We start from the raw sequence: 16,552 nt of genomic DNA, 5'->3' as shown, positions 1-16,552 counted from the left end.
CAGTGTGCCTATTACTTCTGTCGGTAAATGACCCGAAAACGACCTGCTCATAGCCATATGAGCCATTCGTCAATTCTGCCCTTGCCGACCGGCCGGGGGCCTACCAGAATCCCAATCAGTCCCCGCTCCCTACACCAGGATGAACGTCATGATGCACGCGGATTTGATTGACCAGGATGACCTGCTGGGCCAACTGCGCTCGCTGGGTTTTGAAGTCTCCAGCGGTGCCACCGCCGAGCAGGCTTGCGAGTGCGCCGTACGTGGTTTGAGCGCCGCAAGGGCCAAGGCGCTCAAGGGCATGGTGGAACAGATGTACACCGGCAGTGCGACGATCTTGCCGGCCGTACGCCAGGCGATCGACAAACAGTTGTTGCCGGCGTTGGTGCAGTTCAAGCAGAACTCCGGCGCCTGACAGTCCCCTATGGCGAGCGGGCTTGTCCCGCGTTGGGCTGCGCAGCAGCCCCAATCCAGGCACGCGGTGTATTAGACGAACCTCAACACGCGGTTTTGGGGCCGCTGCGCAGCCCAACGCGGGGCAAGCCCGCTCGCCACCAGGTTGGGTTAGAGCCTTACACTCGCAAACGTCGACTCGTTCCTGGCCTGGCTCAACGCCGACATCGGCCCGGACAACGGTGACAACACCAGCGCCTGCGGAATCGGCATCATCGCCACTTGTTGGGTAGTGTTGGACCCTACGCGCTCATCGCGCGGCGGAATGCCGAAGTATTCGCGGTAGCACTTGGAGAAGTGCGGCGTGGACACAAACCCGCACACCGAGGCCACTTCGATGATCGACATCGGTGTTTGCTTGAGCAACTGCCGTGCACGGATCAGGCGCAGCTTGAGGTAGTAGCGCGACGGCGAGCAGTGCAGGTATTTCTGGAACAACCGCTCCAGCTGACGACGCGACACGGCGACGTATACAGCCAGCTCGTCCAGGTCGATCGGCTCTTCGAGGTTGGCTTCCATCAACGCAACGATTTCCTGCAGCTTCGGCTGGTTGGTGCCGAGCATGTGCTTGAGCGGCACGCGCTGGTGATCCTGTTCGTTACGGATGCGTTCGTACACAAACATTTCGGAAATCGCTGCCGACAATTCACGGCCGTGGTCGCGGCTGATCAGGTGCAGCATCATGTCCAGCGGCGCGGTGCCGCCGGAGCTGGTGAAGCGATTGCGGTCGAGGGTAAACAGGCGCGTGCTCATGGCCACGCGCGGGAAGGCTTCCTGCATCGACGCCAGGCATTCCCAGTGCACGCTGCAATCAAAACCGTCGAGCAAACCGGCGCAGGCCAGGGCCCAACTGCCGGTGCATACCGCGCCAAGACGACGCGACTGACGCGCCTGGCTTTGCAGCCACGAGACGTGCTCACGGGTAACGGTACGCTGGATTCCCACGCCGCCGCACACGATCACAGTGTCCAGGGCCGGGGCTTTGTGCATGGAGGCATCGGGGGTGATTTGCAGGCCGTCGCTGGCCCACACCTGGTTGCCGTCGACACTCAGGGTTGTCCAGCGATACAGCTCGCGGCCGGACAGCTGGTTGGCCATGCGCAGCGGTTCCACTGCCGAGGCCAGGGAAATCAGCGTGAAATTGTCCAGCAGCAAAAAGCCGATGGATTGAGGCGCACGGTTCTGGGGTTGAGCCCCGGAGTTGAACGACGTCATCGCGGTATCTCCTCACACAAAGCGGGTGATGGCCTCAGGCGAGGCTCTTGTTATTGCGCTCACCCTGGAAAGGAGAGGCTTTGAATTGATAGAGCAAATGCCATGCCTAAAATTGAATGGCCATTCAATAACTCCTGAAAACGACCTGATGACGCGTCTATATAAGCCCGCGTAAGGAGTGCGGGATAGGCCCCGAAAAGGCCGCTGGAGTGAGCCTGCTCACGGGGTGTGAGCAGATCGGTAGCACTTATGGGAAGGCGCTTTGAGCGCGTGGGAAAAGTCTGTCACCGCACGCACAGGTGACGGGTGGTCGGGCGAGGAATCGTCTGAGGGCTACTTGTCTGTTTGCGACGCGCTAAAAGGTGGCGCTTTTGGGTCCGGGTGTTCACTTTATGAGCAGTGTTGGACGGACTACCGCTATCGGGGGCAAGCCCCCTCCCACCTTTTGAATTGTGAATACCTTCAAGTGTGGGAGGGGGCTTGCCCCCGATTAGCCGCAACTCGGTCTCAGCACTCGACAGCACTCACCGCCAACCCGCCCCGCGAGGTCTCCTTGTACTTGTCGTGCATGTCCGCGCCGGTATCGCGCATGGTGCGGATCACCCGGTCCAGGGAGATAAAGTGCTGGCCATCGCCACGCAGCGCCATCTGCGCCGCGTTGATGGCTTTTACCGCGGCAATCGCGTTGCGCTCGATGCACGGCACTTGCACCAGGCCGCCCACCGGGTCGCAGGTCAGGCCGAGGTTGTGTTCCAGGCCGATTTCGGCGGCGTTGCACAATTGTTCCGGCGTGGCGCCAAGGATTTCCGCCAGCCCCGCCGCGGCCATGGCGCACGCCGAACCCACTTCACCCTGGCAGCCGACTTCGGCGCCGGAAATCGAGGCGTTCTTTTTGCACAAAATTCCCACGGCCGCCGCGCTGAGCAAATAGTCGACCACGTTGGCTTCGGTCACCTCGTCGCTGAATTTCATGAAGTAGTGCAGCACCGCCGGGATGATCCCCGCCGCGCCATTGGTCGGTGCAGTAACCATGCGCCCACCCGCTGCGTTTTCCTCATTCACCGCCAGGGCGAACAGGTTGACCCACTCCATCGCGCTCAAGGTCGAGCCAATCACATTCGGCTTGTTCAACTCCTGCAAGCTGCGGTGCAACTTGGCGGCGCGGCGCCGCACGTTCAAACCACCGGGCAGGATGCCTTCGTGCTTGAGGCCCTGCTCCACGCAATCCTGCATGGCGCGCCAGAGCTTCATCAGGCCGCTGCGGATTTCTTCTTCACCGCGCCAGGTCTTTTCGTTGGCCAGCATCAACTCGGCCACGCGCAGGTTATGGGTTTTGCACAGCTGCAACAGCTCTACAGCACTGGAAAAATCATACGGCAGCTCGGTGCGGTCCATATCCGCCACGCCGCTTTGCGCCTGGGCTTGGTCCACCACAAAACCGCCGCCGACCGAATAGTAGGTATCGCGGTGCAGCTCGCCGTCATCGCCGAACACCACAAGGGTCATGGCGTTAGGGTGAAACGGCAGGTTTTCGTCGAGCAGGCGCATGTCGCGCGCCCAGACGAAGGGCACCGGCAGGCGGCCGTCGAGCAAGAGCGTGTCGGTCTCGCGCAGGGTATGAATACGCAGGCCGATGTGCGTCGGGTCGATTGCGTCCGGCCATTCGCCCATCAGGCCCATGATGGTGGCGGTGTCGCTGCCGTGGCCGATGCCGGTGGCCGACAAGGAGCCGTACAGCTGAACTTCAACGCGCCTGACCTGTTCCAACAGTTCACGTTCACGTAATGCCTGGACGAACAACGCCGCGGCGCGCATGGGGCCGACGGTGTGAGAACTAGAAGGCCCGATGCCGATCTTGAACAGGTCGAAAACACTGATAGCCATTGCGGTAGAACTCCTCGATAAGCACGGCCAGGCTTGAACGAGGTGCTACGCTCAGATCGCCCAGATGGCGGCATCATCAAGCTTTTGCTTGCCCTCACGGCGTCTCACACCGACGTAACCATGCTCACCAACGCCGCCCTCGTGCGATCGGGCGTTTTGGCCGTTTTTAGCGGTGCAGATCGGTAAAAACTGCGGTTTTGCCATTGGAAAAACCTGTAAGCGACGTCACCGACACTGGATACGACCATCCCTGTACTGGATACGACGCCCCCTGTAGGCGTCAGATTTTCACTGGTACATGATCAGTCTCGACTCGTTTGCAAGGCACCGTGCCGTCGCCTCGATGCACGCCCCAACCGCAACACATATAAAGCGCGGCGAATGCCGCCAGAAAAGACACAGGAGTCTACCCCGATGAAAGGTTCACCCTCGTTGTTGTTGGCCGCCATGCTGAGTCTGCCAGTTGTGGCACACGCTGCAGAACCGGAACAGTGCAAGACCGTCAACTTCTCCGATGTCGGCTGGACCGACATCACCGTCACGACCGCGACCACCAGCGAAGTCCTCAAGGGCCTGGGCTACAAGCCGCGCACCACGATGATTTCGGTACCGGTGACTTACAAGTCACTGGCCGACGGCAAGAACATGGACATCTTCCTCGGCAACTGGATGCCGACCATGGAAAACGACATCAAGCAGTACCGTGATGCCGGCACCGTGGAAACCGTGCGCGCCAACCTGGAAAACGCCAAGTACACCCTGGCGGTCCCGGAGGCGCTGTACAACAAGGGCCTGAAAGACTTCGCCGACATCGTCAAATTCAAGGATGAACTGGGCGGCAAGATCTACGGGATCGAGCCGGGTAACGACGGCAACCGCACCATCCAGACCCTCATCGACAAAGACGCCTTCGGCTTGAAAACCGCCGGTTTCAAAGTGGTCGAGTCCAGCGAAGCCGGGATGCTCTCGCAAGTGGAACGCGCCTCCAAGCGTGACCAGGCCATCGTGTTCCTGGGCTGGGAACCGCACCCGATGAACACCCGCTTCAAGATGAAGTACCTGACCGGCGGTGACGACTCGTTCGGCCCCAACTACGGCCAGGCCACCATCTACACCAACGTTCGCAAGGGCTACACCCAGGAATGCAGCAACGTTGGCCAATTGCTGAAAAACCTGTCGTTCACCTTGAACATGGAAAGCACCCTGATGGGTAACGTCCTTGACGACAAGATGAAACCTGACGCCGCGGCCAAAGCCTGGCTGAAGAAGAACCCGCAAGTGCTCGACACCTGGCTGGCCGGTGTGACCACCGTGGATGGCAAACCCGGTTTGGAGGCCGTCAAAGCTTATCTGGACAAGTAATCGCTGACCCCGGGCCGGTGCGCTGGCCCGGGATGTTTTCCCCTTCGCATGTGGACATTCACTACCATGCTGACTGAACATAAAATCCCACTAGGCCAGTACATCGCTGCCTTCGTCGAATGGTTGACCCAACACGGTGCCAACTACTTCGACGCAATCGCATCGACCCTGGAAACGATGATCCACGGCGTGACGTTTGCGCTGACCTGGTTCAATCCGCTGGCATTGATCGGTCTGATTGCGCTACTCGCTCACTTCATCCAACGCAAATGGGGCCTGACGGTGTTTGTCATCGCCTCCTTCCTGCTGATCCTGAACCTGGGGTACTGGCAGGAAACCATGGAAACCCTCGCGCAGGTGCTGTTCGCCACCCTGGTCTGCGTGGTCATCGGCGTGCCGCTGGGCATTGTTGCCGCGCACAAACCGATGTTCTACACCCTGATGCGGCCGGTGCTCGATCTGATGCAGACCGTGCCGACCTTCGTCTACCTCATCCCTACCCTGACCCTCTTCGGGCTGGGTGTGGTGCCCGGGCTGATTTCCACCGTGGTGTTCGCGATTGCCGCGCCGATCCGCCTGACCTACCTGGGCATCCGTGATGTGCCGCAAGAATTGATGGACGCCGGCAAGGCCTTTGGCTGCTCGCGCCGTCAGTTGCTCTCACGCATTGAACTGCCCCACGCCATGCCGAGCATTGCCGCCGGCATTACCCAATGCATCATGCTGTCGTTGTCGATGGTGGTGATCGCGGCCCTGGTGGGCGCTGACGGCCTCGGCAAGCCGGTGGTCAACGCACTCAACACCGCCGACATCGCCCTGGGCTTTGAAGCCGGCCTGGCAATCGTGTTGCTGGCCATCATGCTCGACCGCATCTGCAAACAACCCGACGCCAAAGTAGGGGGTGATGCATGAGCATTATCCGATTCGACAATGTCGATGTGATCTTCTCCAAAGACCCGCGCGAAGCCCTCAAGCTGCTCGACCAGGGCATGCACCGCAACGAAATCCTGAAAAAGACCGGGCAGATTGTCGGCGTTGAAAAAGCCAGCCTGGACATCGAGAAAGGCGAGATCTGCGTGCTGATGGGCCTGTCCGGCTCCGGCAAGTCGAGCTTGCTGCGCTGCATCAACGGCCTCAACACCGTCAGCCGTGGCCAGCTGTTTGTGGAGCATGAAGGTCGCCAGATCGACATCGCTTCATGCACGCCGGCCGAGCTGAAAATGATGCGCACCAAGCGCATCGCCATGGTGTTCCAGAAATTCGCATTGATGCCGTGGCTGACGGTGCGTGAAAACATCAGCTTCGGCCTTGAGATGCAGGGCCGTCCGGAGAAAGAACGGCGCGCGCTGGTGGATGAAAAGCTCGAACTGGTAGGCCTGGCCCAATGGCGCAACAAGAAGCCCGACGAGTTGTCCGGCGGTATGCAGCAGCGCGTCGGGCTGGCCCGCGCGTTGGCGATGGACGCCGATATCCTGCTGATGGACGAACCCTTCTCCGCCCTCGACCCGCTGATCCGCCAAGGCCTGCAGGATGAACTGCTGGAGCTGCAACGCAAGCTGAGCAAGACCATTGTGTTTGTGAGCCACGATCTGGATGAGGCGCTCAAACTGGGTAGCCGCATCGCGATCATGAAAGACGGCAAGATCATCCAGTACAGCGTGCCGGAAGAGATCGTGCTGAACCCGGCGGATGACTATGTGCGCACCTTCGTCGCGCATACCAACCCGCTGAACGTGCTGTGCGGCCGTAGCCTGATGCGCACGCTGGACAACTGCACGCGGGTCAACGGCTCGGTGTGCCTCGATCCGGGCGGCGATTCCTGGCTGGACCTGGCCGAAGGCAACACGATCCAGGGCGCCCGCCAGAATGGCGCGGTGATGAACCTGCAGAACTGGGCACCGGGGCAAGCCGTGGAAGGGTTGGGCCGGGTACCGACGCTGGTGGATTCCAATATCGGCATGCGCGATGCGTTGCAGATTCGTTATCACACCGGCAACAAGCTGGTGCTGCATAACAACAACCAGGTGGTGGGGATTTTGGGGGACAGCGAGCTTTACCATGCCCTGCTCGGCAAGAACCTGGGCTGACAAACACTGCACATCTCAATGTAGAAACTGGGTCAATGTGGGAGGGGGCTTGCCCCCGATTGCGGTGTATCAGTAACAGAAGTACTGACTGACACATTGCTATCGGGGGCGAGCCCCCTCCCACATTTAGTTCTGTTTACATATTTGGACTCAGTGGTGTCGGTGAGGACACCACCCGTCTTCAACTATCAGCTATAGACACGGCCAAGGAGCTGCCGATGGCTTTCAAACTGATCGAGCACGTCCCGGGTGATCTGTTCCTGGGCAAAGCCCATCAGGTCGTACTCTTGAGGTCCGTTATGCAGGTAGACCTCGGCCCGGTAGTAACGCGTGCGCTCTTCTTCGGGCAAGTCGCTCGGTGCCGACGAATAAGCATCCAGGCTCACCTCATAGACAAACGGGTTGCCCTCTTCCATCTCGATGCGCACACCGATGCAACGCTTGGATTTGCCCAACAAGGTCTGCACTTCCAGCCCTTGCTCACGCAACGCCGTCGCCGCCTCTTCCAACGCCGGCGTGACATGCTTGTCCATAAAGCGCTGCACGGTGGCCTGGCTCGGTTGCAGGTCCAGGGCAGTCAAACGCTCGCTGAAACCACGGCGGCCACGCTCAGCCAATTGCGCTTGCTCCTGTTCGATGGCCACGTCCTGGCGCATGGCCTTGTGCAAACCGAACATGAACAGAATCAGCACCACCGAGAACGGCAGCCCCGCCAGCACCACCATGGTTTGCATGGCTTCGAAGTTGCCGGCAAACAGCAGGCCGATGGTCACCAGAGTGATCACGACCGACCAGAAGATCCGCAGCCAGTGCGGCGCATCTTCGTCCACATTGCCGCCTTTGCACGACAGGTTGGCCATCATCACCGCGCCGGAATCCGCCGGGGTCAGGAACAACACAAAGCCCACGAAGATCGACACGCCGATCACGATTTTCGACGCCGGGTAATGCTCCAGCAATTGGTAGATGGCCATCGACGGTTGTTCCAGCGCCGTCTTGCCCAACTCCACCGCACCGTGGTTGAGCACCAGGTCCAGCGCCGAGTTACCGAAGATCGACAACCACGCCAAGGTGAAGCCCAGCGGAATCAGCAGCACGCCGGCCACCAGTTCACGCACGGTACGACCACGGGAAATACGCGCGATGAACATGCCCACGAATGGCGCCCAGGAAATCCACCAGGCCCAGTAGAACAGCGTCCACAGGCCCATCCAGCGCTCGGTCTTGTCGGCGTCGCCTTCGTACACATACAGGTCGAAAGTTTTCAGCACGATACCGTTGAGGTAGTCACCGGTGTTCTGCACCAAGCCATTGAGCAGGTGCAGGGTCGGGCCAAACAGCAGCACAAAGATCAGCAAGCCGCTGAACAGCACGATGTTGAGGTTGGACAGGCGGCGAATGCCGTTCTCCACACCCGACACGGCGGCGATGGTCGCCACGGTGCTCATCACGATGATCACGATCAACAGGTTGGTGTTGCTGTGCGCCATGCCGAACAGGTTTTCAAGCCCCGACGACACCTGCATCGCGCCAATTCCCAGGTTGGTCACCAGGCCCAGCAGGGTCACGAACATGCCGAAGCCGTCCACCGCGTGGCCAGCCGCGCCCTTCACCCAACGCTCGCCCACCAGCGGGTACAACGCCGAACGCAAGGCCAGCGGCTGGTTATGGCGATACGCGAAGTACGCCACGGCCAGGCCGACCAAGGCATAGATCGCCCAGCCGTGCAGGCCCCAGTGCAGGAACGTCAGTTGCAGCGCCTGGCGTGCCGCGCTATTGCTGGCAGCCGCGCCTTCGGGCGGGTTGAAGTAGTGGTCCAACGGCTCCGAGGCACCGAAGTACAACAGCGAGATGCCGATGCCCGACGAGAACAGCATGCCGGCCCAGGCGCCGTAGCTGAAGTCCGGGGTGTCGTCCTTGCTGCCCAGTTTCAACTTGCCGTAGGACGAAAACGCCAGGCCGACCACAAACACCAGGTAGGCAGCGATGACCACCATGTAGTACCAGCCGAAGCTTTTCGACAGCCACGCCTGTGCTACGCCGAGCATGCGCCCGGCCTCCTGCGGGGCGATGATCAGAATGGCGGTCAACAACAGAATGAGCGCGGTGGAGGTGTAGAACACCCAACCGTTGACCCGGACCTTTTCCGGCGGGGTCTTTATAAGAGAGGCAGAACTCATGGCGCAGATGCTCCGGGCAGTGCGAGAGAGAAACACAAGGCAACGGTTATCCCGGGACATCGATTTTTCGGCAGTCGACGGACGGGTGTTATAAAGACACCCCGAAAATTCTTGAGCCGCGCCGAAGCAGTGGCCAGGCCCTGATACGGCCTGTTTCAAGGGTTTTTGCAGGTGTCAGAGGCAGTGGCTCACAGGTAGGAAATATCTGCAGGTCGCGACCATTTGTCGCAGATCTTATTCTTTGTTGATTGAACGTTCAATCAAAACAAAATAGACTGGCCTTCAAGCCGACGGACGTTTATCGCCCAACGGCAGGCCTAAGGAGAGGTGCTACATGCCCAAGGTCGGTATGCAACCCATACGCCGCCAGCAGTTGATCGAAGCCACCTTGACGGCCATCGATCAGGTCGGAATGGGAGATGCCAGCATTGCGCTGATCGCCCGTTTGGCCGGCGTCTCGAACGGCATCATCAGTCACTACTTTCAGGACAAGAACGGCCTGATCGCCGCGACGATGCGGTACTTGATGAATGTGCTGATCGAGAATGTCCACGAACGCAGGCAAGCGCTGAAGGACGACAGCCCACGGGCGCACCTTCGGGTGATCATCGAGGGCAACTTCGATGCCAGCCAGGTCAACGGACCGGCAATGAAAACCTGGCTGGCCTTCTGGGCCACCAGCATGCATCACCCGTCATTGCACAGGTTGCAGCGGATCAACGATCAACGTCTGTATTCCAACCTGTGCTGCCAGTTCCGCCGAGTGCTGCCGCTGCCTCACGCACGCAAAGCAGCCAGAGGCCTGGCGGCCCTGATCGACGGTTTGTGGTTGCGCGGCGCCCTGTCGGGAGACGCTTTCGACACGGAGCAGGCGCAACGGATCGCTTACGAATACATGGATTTCCAATTGGCCAAGCAGGTGAGTTAGAGCACACATAACCGCTCAACCCCTGAACGTCTGCCGCTCAGTGTTGCCAGAAACCCCATGGCTCACCGGCGGCGGGTAACGCCAACCACTTATGCACTTGCGAGGACTTTATGGCCCGTTTCGAACTGCAAAAACTCTACATTGACGGCGGCTACAGCGACGCTGGCAGCGATGCCACCTTCGAAGCCATCAACCCGGCTAACGGTGAAGTTCTCGCCCAAGTGCAACGTGCTACCAAGGAAGACGTTGAACGTGCCGTGGTCAGCGCCGAAAAAGGCCAGAAAATCTGGGCCGCGATGACCGCCATGGAGCGTTCGCGCATCCTGCGCCGTGCCGTCGACATCCTGCGCGAGCGCAACGATGAGCTGGCCGCCCTGGAAACCCTGGACACCGGTAAAGCCTTCTCCGAAACCCAATACGTCGACATCGTCACCGGCGCCGACGTGCTGGAATACTACGCAGGCCTGGTGCCGGCCATCGAAGGCGAACAGATCCCGCTGCGCGACACATCGTTCGTCTACACCCGCCGCGAGCCGCTGGGCGTGGTCGCCGGTATCGGCGCGTGGAACTACCCGATCCAGATCGCCCTATGGAAATCCGCACCGGCCCTGGCGGCGGGTAACGCGATGATCTTCAAACCAAGCGAAGTCACCTCGCTGACCACCCTGAAACTGGCCGAGATCTACACCGAGGCTGGCGTGCCGGCTGGCGTGTTCAACGTCCTGACCGGCAGCGGCCGTGAAGTCGGCACCTGGCTGACCGAGCACCCGCGCATCGAGAAAGTCTCGTTCACCGGCGGCACCGACACCGGCAAGAAAGTCATGGCCAGCGCTTCGAGCTCTTCGCTCAAAGAAGTCACCATGGAACTGGGCGGCAAGTCGCCGCTGATCGTGTTCGAAGACGCCGACCTGGATCGCGCGGCAGACATCGCGATGATGGCCAACTTCTACAGCTCCGGCCAGGTCTGCACCAACGGCACTCGCGTGTTCGTGCCTAAGCACCTGCAGGCGGCCTTCGAAGCCAAGATTGTTGAGCGTGTTGCGCGCATCCGCATTGGCGACCCGCAAGACGAGAACACCAACTTCGGCCCGCTGGTCAGCTTCGCCCACATGGAAAGCGTGCTCGGCTACATCGCCAAAGGTAAGGAAGAAGGCGCCCGCGTCCTGTGCGGCGGCGACCGTCTGACCGATGGCAACTTCGCCAAAGGCGCCTACGTGGCCCCGACCGTGTTCACCGACTGCACCGACGAGATGACCATCGTCCGTGAAGAAATCTTCGGCCCTGTGATGAGCATCCTCACTTACGAGACCGAAGAAGAAGTGATCCGCCGCGCCAACGACACCGACTTCGGCCTGGCTGCTGGCCTGGTGACCAAAGACCTGAACCGCGCTCACCGCGTGATTCATCAGCTGGAAGCGGGTATCTGCTGGATCAACGCCTGGGGCGAATCCGACGCCAAGATGCCGGTCGGTGGCTACAAGCAATCCGGTGTGGGCCGTGAGAACGGCATCAGCTCGCTGAACAACTTCACCCGCATCAAATCGGTACAGGTTGAGCTGGGCGACTACGCCTCGGTGTTCTAAATCCCGAGCTTTGTGTTGCCTTTGAGGCCGCCATCGGGGGCAAGCCCCCTCCCATATTTGAAGGTATTCACAATTCAAATTGTGGAAGGGGGCTTACCCCCGATGAGGCCCGACCTGACCACACTTCAAAGAGGGTGCATCCAATGTCCCAAGAATACGATTACATCATTGTGGGTGCCGGCTCCGCCGGTAACACCCTGGCGACCCGTCTGACCGAAGACGAAGGCGTCACCGTCCTGCTGCTGGAAGCCGGCGGCCCGGATTACCGTTTAGACTTCCGTACCCAAATGCCGGCCGCGCTGGCGTTCCCGCTGCAAGGCCGCCGCTACAACTGGGCCTACGAAACCGATCCAGAGCCGCACATGGACGGTCGCCGGATGGAATGCGGTCGCGGCAAGGGCCTGGGCGGCTCCTCGCTGATCAACGGCATGTGCTACATCCGTGGCAACGCGATGGACTACGACAACTGGTCGAAACTGCCAGGTCTGGAAAACTGGACTTACCTCGACTGCCTGCCGTATTTCCGTAAAGCCGAAACCCGCGACATCGGCCCGAACGACTACCACGGTGGCGAAGGCCCGGTCAGCGTGACCACGCCCAAAGCCGGCAACAACCCGCTGTTCCACGCCATGGTTGAAGCCGGCGTGCAGGCCGGTTACCCGCGCACCGACGACTTGAACGGCTACCAGCAAGAAGGCTTCGGCCCGATGGACCGTACCGTCACGCCTAAAGGCCGTCGCGCCAGCACCGCACGCGGTTACCTGGACACGGCTAAAAAGCGTTCGACCCTGACCATCGTCACCCACGCCCTCACCGACAAAGTGTTGTTTGAAGGCAAGCGTGCCGTTGGCGTGCGTTACCTGATCGGCGCTGCCGAAGAGCGCGTTGAAGCCCGCGCGCGCAAAGAAGTATTGGTGTGCAGCGGCGCAATCGCTTCGCCGCAACTGCTGCAACGCTCCGGTGTGGGCCCGGCCAAACTGCTCGAAAGCCTCGACATCCCGGTGGTTCATGACCTGCCAGGCGTCGGCGAAAACCTGCAGGACCACCTTGAGCTGTACCTGCAATACGCCTGCACCCAACCGGTGTCGCTGTACCCGTCGCTGCTCTGGTACAACCAGCCTGCGATTGGTGCCGAGTGGCTGTTCAACGGCACTGGCATCGGCGCCAGCAACCAGTTCGAAGCCGGCGGTTTTATCCGTTCGCGTCCAGAATTCGAATGGCCGAACATCCAGTACCACTTCCTGCCGGTCGCGATTAACTACAACGGCAGCAACGGTGTGAAAGAGCACGGGTTCCAGGCGCACATGGGTTCCATGCGTTCGCCGAGCCGTGGCCGCGTGCAATTGAAGTCGAAGAACCCACGGGACTACCCGAGCATCCTCTTCAACTACATGGCCACTGAGCAGGACTGGCAGGAATTCCGTGACGGCATCCGCCTGACCCGTGAAATCATGCAGCAGCCGGCGCTGGACCCCTACCGTGGCCGCGAAATCAGCCCGGGTATTGAAGTGCAAACCGATGAGCAACTCGACAAGTTCATCCGCGAGCACGCCGAAACTGCGTTCCACCCGTCCTGCTCGTGCAAGATGGGCACCGACGAGATGGCTGTAGTGGATGGCGAAGGCCGTGTGCATGGCATGCAGGGTCTGCGCGTTGTGGATGCGTCGATCATGCCGATCATCACCACCGGCAACCTGAACGCGCCGACGATCATGATCGCCGAGAAAATCGCCGACAAGATCCGTGGCCGCCAACCGCTGCCGCGCAGCACCGCCGACTACTACGTAGCAGGCGATGCGCCGGTGCGTGGCAAGCCGATGCGTGAAGTCGGCCCTACCGCGCAGTAAACCCTCACCTGTGGCGAGCGGGCTTGCCCCGCGTTGGGCTGCGTAGCGGCCCCAAAATCTTGGGAGCGCTTCGCACTCCAACGCGGGGCAAGCCCGCTCGCCACAACACGCCCGCTCGCCACAGGTGATCGCCTGTCCTTGATCAGCTCCCAGCCCAGGCCTACTCTATTTGCCTGCCCGCGATGAGCCGCCCACAAGGAAGGCCCCATGTTCGATTACCACGCCACTCTCAAAAAGCACTTCAGTGCCCTGCGCACCCGCGCCGAATTTTTCTCGCTGCGTTACGTCCGCGAATCCGGCCAATACCTGTCGGTCCGCAAGAACGTCGCCGAGCCACCACACCTGAACCACGACGAGGGCGCCATGCTCACCGTGCGTCTCAACGGCGTGGAAGCCTACGCCGCCACCAACGACATCTCGCTTGCCGGCCTGCAAGCCGCCCTTGAGCGCGCTGAACAGCAAGCCCGGCGGATCTTGCCCCACGCCCTGCTCGACCTGCACACGCAGCCGGTCTCCAGTGACGTCGCCGACTACCTGTCACCGGACCTCGACCAGCCCTTCCCGTCCTTGAGCGACTGCTACCAACTGTTGGGCGATGAGTCTGCCAGCGTGCCCAAGGACGAGCGCCTGGTCAGCTGGGAAGTCAGCCTGGGCACCACCCGCGTGGAGCAGATCTACCTCAACAGCGCCGGTGCCGAACTGCGCCAGGCTCAGCGTTTCGTCTACCCGGGCCTGAGCGTCACCGCGTTTGACGGCAACGACAGCCAGACCCGCACCCTGGGCGGCACTAACTTCGGCCAGCAAGGCAGTGCGAACGTGATTCGCCGCTTCGGCCTGGCCGGCGCCGCCCGCCAGGTGGCCGACGAAGCCCTGCAACTGCTGCTCGCGCCCAACACACCCAGCGGCCCGCGCGACCTGCTGCTGATGCCCGACCAGATGATCCTGCAGATCCACGAGTCCATCGGCCACCCGCTGGAGCTGGACCGCATCCTGGGTGATGAGCGCAATTACGCCGGCACCAGCTTTGTGAAGGCCAGCGATTTTGGCCACCTGCAATACGGCTCGCCCTTGCTCAACGTGACCTTCGATCCGGACATCCCCGAGCAGCTCGCCAGCTACAGCCATGACGACGACGGCACCCGCGCCACCAAGCAGTTCCTGATCCGCGACGGTCTGCTGCTCAAGCCACTGGGCGGCGCGTTGTCGCAATTTCGCTCGGGGCTCGGCGGCGTCGCCAACAGCCGCGCGTGCAGCTGGAACCGCGCGCCGATCGACCGCATGGCCAACTTGAACATCGAGGCCGGCGACAAAACCCAGGCCGAGCTGATCAGCGGCATCGAGCACGGCATTCTGATGAGCACCAACCGCTCATGGTCCATTGATGATGCGCGCAACAAGTTCCAGTTCGGCTGCGAGTGGGGCCAACTGATCGAAAACGGCGAGCTTAAAGGCGTGGTGAAGAACCCCAACTACCGTGCAATTTCCGCGCAGTTCTGGCGCAAGCTCAGCGCCGTCGGCGACGCCAGCACGTTCAAGGTGTTGGGCACGCCGAACTGCGGCAAAGGCGAGCCCAACCAGGTGATTCGCGTGGGTCATGCGTCACCGGCGTGTGTGTTCAGTGATGTCGACGTATTTGGGGGAGATGCCTGATGAACAACTTCAAGGCACTGGTGGACTGGCTCAAGCAGGCCATCACCGACCAGGAACAATTTCACCTCGGCTACGCAGACGAATCATCCGAGTTCGTACGCTTCAACCACGCCCAGGTGCGCCAGGCCGGCCAGGTGCAACAGGCAAGCCTGAACCTCAAGCTGATCAACGACGGCCGCCACGCCGACCTCGGCATTACCTTGGCCGGCGAGCCGGAACTGGACCGCCAGCGCCTCGCCGATGGCCTGCAACAGTTGCGCGAAACCTTGCCTTTGCTGCCACAGGACCCGTACCTGCTGCTGAACCACAATGCCTGGCAAAGCCATAACGAGCAGCTACGACCGCTGCCGGAACTGGCCCAGGTGCTGGAAGACATCAGCCAGGCCGCAGAAGGCGTGGACCTGGTCGGCTTTTACGCTGCTGGCCCGATCACCCGAGGGTTCGCCAGTTCGGACGGCGCGTTTGGCTGGCATCAGGCCAACAGCTTCAACTTCGATTTCAGCCTGTTCCACGCCAACGGCGAAGCGGTCAAAGCCAGCTACGCCGGGCACACCTGGGACAGCGCCGAATTCAGCGCACGCTTGCAGCAGGCGCGCGAGCAACTAGAGTTTCTTGGCCGCCCACTGCACAAGCTCGCCCCCGGGCAGTACCGCGCCTACCTCGCCCCCGCGGCGCTGGAAGAAATCATCAGCATCATCACCTGGGGCGGGTTTTCCGCTCAGGCCATCGCCAGCAAAGCCAGCTCGTTGCAAAAGCTGTATGCCGGTGAGCAGTCGTTGAGCCCATTGGTCAACGTCGATGAGCAGATCAGCGGCTCGCTGAGCCAGGCGTTCTCCACCGAAGGCTACCCGCGCGGGGACGTGACGCTGATTAACGCGGGCAAGGCCGAGGGCCAGTTGATCAACTCGCGCAGCGCCGCCGAATACGGCATGAGCACCAACGGCGCCAGCAGCGACGAGTCGCCCAGCGCCTTGCAGATGGCGGCGGGCAGCCTCGCCCAGGCCGATATCCTCAAGCAGTTGGGCACCGGGCTGTACATCAGCAACCTGTGGTACCTGAACTATTCGGATTTGCCGGCCGCCCGCCTGACCGGCATGACGCGCTTTGCCACGTTCTGGGTGGAAGACGGCGAGATCAAGGCGCCGGTCAGCACCATGCGTTTTGATGACAGCGTCTACAACTTGCTCGGTTCCCAGCTGGAAGCGCTGACGGCTGAGCGGGAGTTGCTGTTGTCGGCCAGTACGTATAGCCAGCGCAATACCGCGTCCAACTTGTTGCCAGGCGCGTTGGTCAAACGCCTGACTCTCACTTTATAAGCACTGCGACTCCCCTGTGGGAGCTGGCTTGCCTGCGATAGCATCACTGC

13 protein-coding genes are annotated in these 16,552 nt (G+C 61.0%); 9 read left to right on the top strand and 4 right to left on the bottom strand.

Annotation, left to right across the window (positions count from 1 at the left end; genetic code table 11):
* Window positions 1-148: 148 nt before the first annotated feature.
* Window positions 149-412 (top strand): hypothetical protein, encoded by a 264-nt coding sequence (locus ACP7B3_RS11805; RefSeq protein WP_106575603.1) that lies wholly within the window; start codon window positions 149-151, stop codon window positions 410-412.
* Between the two features lie 149 nt (window positions 413-561).
* On the opposite strand, the gene ACP7B3_RS11800 is transcribed toward ACP7B3_RS11805, so the two are convergent.
* The 3 genes from ACP7B3_RS11800 to ACP7B3_RS11790 form a co-directional block, all read right to left on the bottom strand.
* Window positions 562-1,665 (bottom strand): GlxA family transcriptional regulator, encoded by a 1,104-nt coding sequence (locus tag ACP7B3_RS11800; protein WP_005792167.1) that lies wholly within the window; start codon window positions 1,663-1,665, stop codon window positions 562-564.
* A 507-nt stretch (window positions 1,666-2,172) separates the two neighbouring features.
* The gene (locus ACP7B3_RS11795; protein WP_242200627.1) at window positions 2,173-3,549 is read right to left on the bottom strand and encodes an L-serine ammonia-lyase; all 1,377 of its coding nucleotides are present in this window, start codon (window positions 3,547-3,549) and stop codon (window positions 2,173-2,175) included.
* Between the two features lie 51 nt (window positions 3,550-3,600).
* Window positions 3,601-3,753 (bottom strand): hypothetical protein, encoded by a 153-nt coding sequence (locus tag ACP7B3_RS11790; RefSeq protein ID WP_178119641.1) that lies wholly within the window; start codon window positions 3,751-3,753, stop codon window positions 3,601-3,603.
* 210 nt (window positions 3,754-3,963) lie between these two features.
* On the opposite strand from ACP7B3_RS11790, the gene ACP7B3_RS11785 reads away from it, so the two are divergent.
* The 3 genes from ACP7B3_RS11785 (at window position 3,964) to choV (ending at window position 6,998) form a co-directional block, all read left to right on the top strand.
* A complete protein-coding gene (locus tag ACP7B3_RS11785) occupies window positions 3,964-4,911 on the top strand; it encodes a choline ABC transporter substrate-binding protein (RefSeq protein WP_145157577.1) in 948 nt (315 codons plus the stop codon).
* A 66-nt stretch (window positions 4,912-4,977) separates the two neighbouring features.
* Window positions 4,978-5,823, top strand: coding sequence for a choline ABC transporter permease subunit (gene choW, locus ACP7B3_RS11780; RefSeq protein WP_076017809.1), 846 nt, complete (start codon window positions 4,978-4,980; stop codon window positions 5,821-5,823).
* Complete coding sequence (choV, locus tag ACP7B3_RS11775) at window positions 5,820-6,998, top strand: choline ABC transporter ATP-binding protein (RefSeq protein ID WP_106575606.1); 1,179 nt, start codon at window positions 5,820-5,822, stop codon at window positions 6,996-6,998. The genes choW and choV overlap by 4 nt, the downstream gene beginning before the upstream one ends.
* A gap of 188 nt (window positions 6,999-7,186) precedes the next feature.
* Here choV and ACP7B3_RS11770 read toward each other — a convergent pair whose 3' ends face one another.
* On the bottom strand, window positions 7,187-9,121 hold the full coding sequence (locus ACP7B3_RS11770; RefSeq protein ID WP_242200749.1) for a BCCT family transporter: 1,935 nt from the start codon (window positions 9,119-9,121) through the stop codon (window positions 7,187-7,189).
* Between the two features lie 391 nt (window positions 9,122-9,512).
* Between ACP7B3_RS11770 and betI the strand changes: the two genes are divergently transcribed.
* The 5 genes from betI to ACP7B3_RS11745 all read left to right on the top strand — a co-directional run bounded on the left by betI (window position 9,513) and on the right by ACP7B3_RS11745 (window position 16,502).
* Window positions 9,513-10,106 (top strand): transcriptional regulator BetI, encoded by a 594-nt coding sequence (betI, locus tag ACP7B3_RS11765; protein ID WP_145157581.1) that lies wholly within the window; start codon window positions 9,513-9,515, stop codon window positions 10,104-10,106.
* Between the two features lie 110 nt (window positions 10,107-10,216).
* Window positions 10,217-11,689 (top strand): betaine-aldehyde dehydrogenase, encoded by a 1,473-nt coding sequence (gene betB / locus ACP7B3_RS11760; RefSeq protein ID WP_106575609.1) that lies wholly within the window; start codon window positions 10,217-10,219, stop codon window positions 11,687-11,689.
* Window positions 11,690-11,832: 143 nt separating this feature from the next.
* The gene (betA, locus tag ACP7B3_RS11755) at window positions 11,833-13,536 is read left to right on the top strand and encodes a choline dehydrogenase (RefSeq protein WP_426178835.1); all 1,704 of its coding nucleotides are present in this window, start codon (window positions 11,833-11,835) and stop codon (window positions 13,534-13,536) included.
* A 207-nt stretch (window positions 13,537-13,743) separates the two neighbouring features.
* Window positions 13,744-15,186: a TldD/PmbA family protein gene (locus tag ACP7B3_RS11750; RefSeq protein WP_426178834.1), complete on the top strand. Its 1,443-nt coding sequence runs from the start codon at window positions 13,744-13,746 to the stop codon at window positions 15,184-15,186.
* Window positions 15,186-16,502 (top strand): TldD/PmbA family protein, encoded by a 1,317-nt coding sequence (locus ACP7B3_RS11745; RefSeq protein ID WP_426178833.1) that lies wholly within the window; start codon window positions 15,186-15,188, stop codon window positions 16,500-16,502. Before ACP7B3_RS11750 ends, ACP7B3_RS11745 begins: the two co-directional genes overlap by 1 nt.
* The last annotated feature ends 50 nt before the right edge of the window (window positions 16,503-16,552 follow it).

It is taken from the genome of Pseudomonas sp. TWRC1-2, assembly GCF_049896685.1.
In the GTDB taxonomy this organism is placed as follows: Bacteria; Pseudomonadota; Gammaproteobacteria; order Pseudomonadales; family Pseudomonadaceae; genus Aquipseudomonas.
The sequence above is the reverse complement of the archived record's forward strand: the minus strand, read 5'-3'. Positions and strand labels throughout refer to the sequence as shown.

Bases quoted from the DNA above. Each gene is read 5' to 3' on its own strand.
- ACP7B3_RS11805 (WP_106575603.1), top strand. From the start codon at position 149: ATGATGCACGCGGATTTGATTGACCAGGATGACCTGCTGGGCCAACTG.
- ACP7B3_RS11800 (WP_005792167.1), bottom strand. From the start codon at position 1,665: ATGACGTCGTTCAACTCCGGGGCTCAACCCCAGAACCGTGCGCCTCAA.
- ACP7B3_RS11795 (WP_242200627.1), bottom strand. From the start codon at position 3,549: ATGGCTATCAGTGTTTTCGACCTGTTCAAGATCGGCATCGGGCCTTCT.
- ACP7B3_RS11790 (WP_178119641.1), bottom strand. From the start codon at position 3,753: ATGGCAAAACCGCAGTTTTTACCGATCTGCACCGCTAAAAACGGCCAA.
- ACP7B3_RS11785 (WP_145157577.1), top strand. From the start codon at position 3,964: ATGAAAGGTTCACCCTCGTTGTTGTTGGCCGCCATGCTGAGTCTGCCA.
- choW (WP_076017809.1), top strand. From the start codon at position 4,978: ATGCTGACTGAACATAAAATCCCACTAGGCCAGTACATCGCTGCCTTC.
- choV (WP_106575606.1), top strand. From the start codon at position 5,820: ATGAGCATTATCCGATTCGACAATGTCGATGTGATCTTCTCCAAAGAC.
- betI (WP_145157581.1), top strand. From the start codon at position 9,513: ATGCCCAAGGTCGGTATGCAACCCATACGCCGCCAGCAGTTGATCGAA.
- betB (WP_106575609.1), top strand. From the start codon at position 10,217: ATGGCCCGTTTCGAACTGCAAAAACTCTACATTGACGGCGGCTACAGC.
- betA (WP_426178835.1), top strand. From the start codon at position 11,833: ATGTCCCAAGAATACGATTACATCATTGTGGGTGCCGGCTCCGCCGGT.
- ACP7B3_RS11750 (WP_426178834.1), top strand. From the start codon at position 13,744: ATGTTCGATTACCACGCCACTCTCAAAAAGCACTTCAGTGCCCTGCGC.
- ACP7B3_RS11745 (WP_426178833.1), top strand. From the start codon at position 15,186: ATGAACAACTTCAAGGCACTGGTGGACTGGCTCAAGCAGGCCATCACC.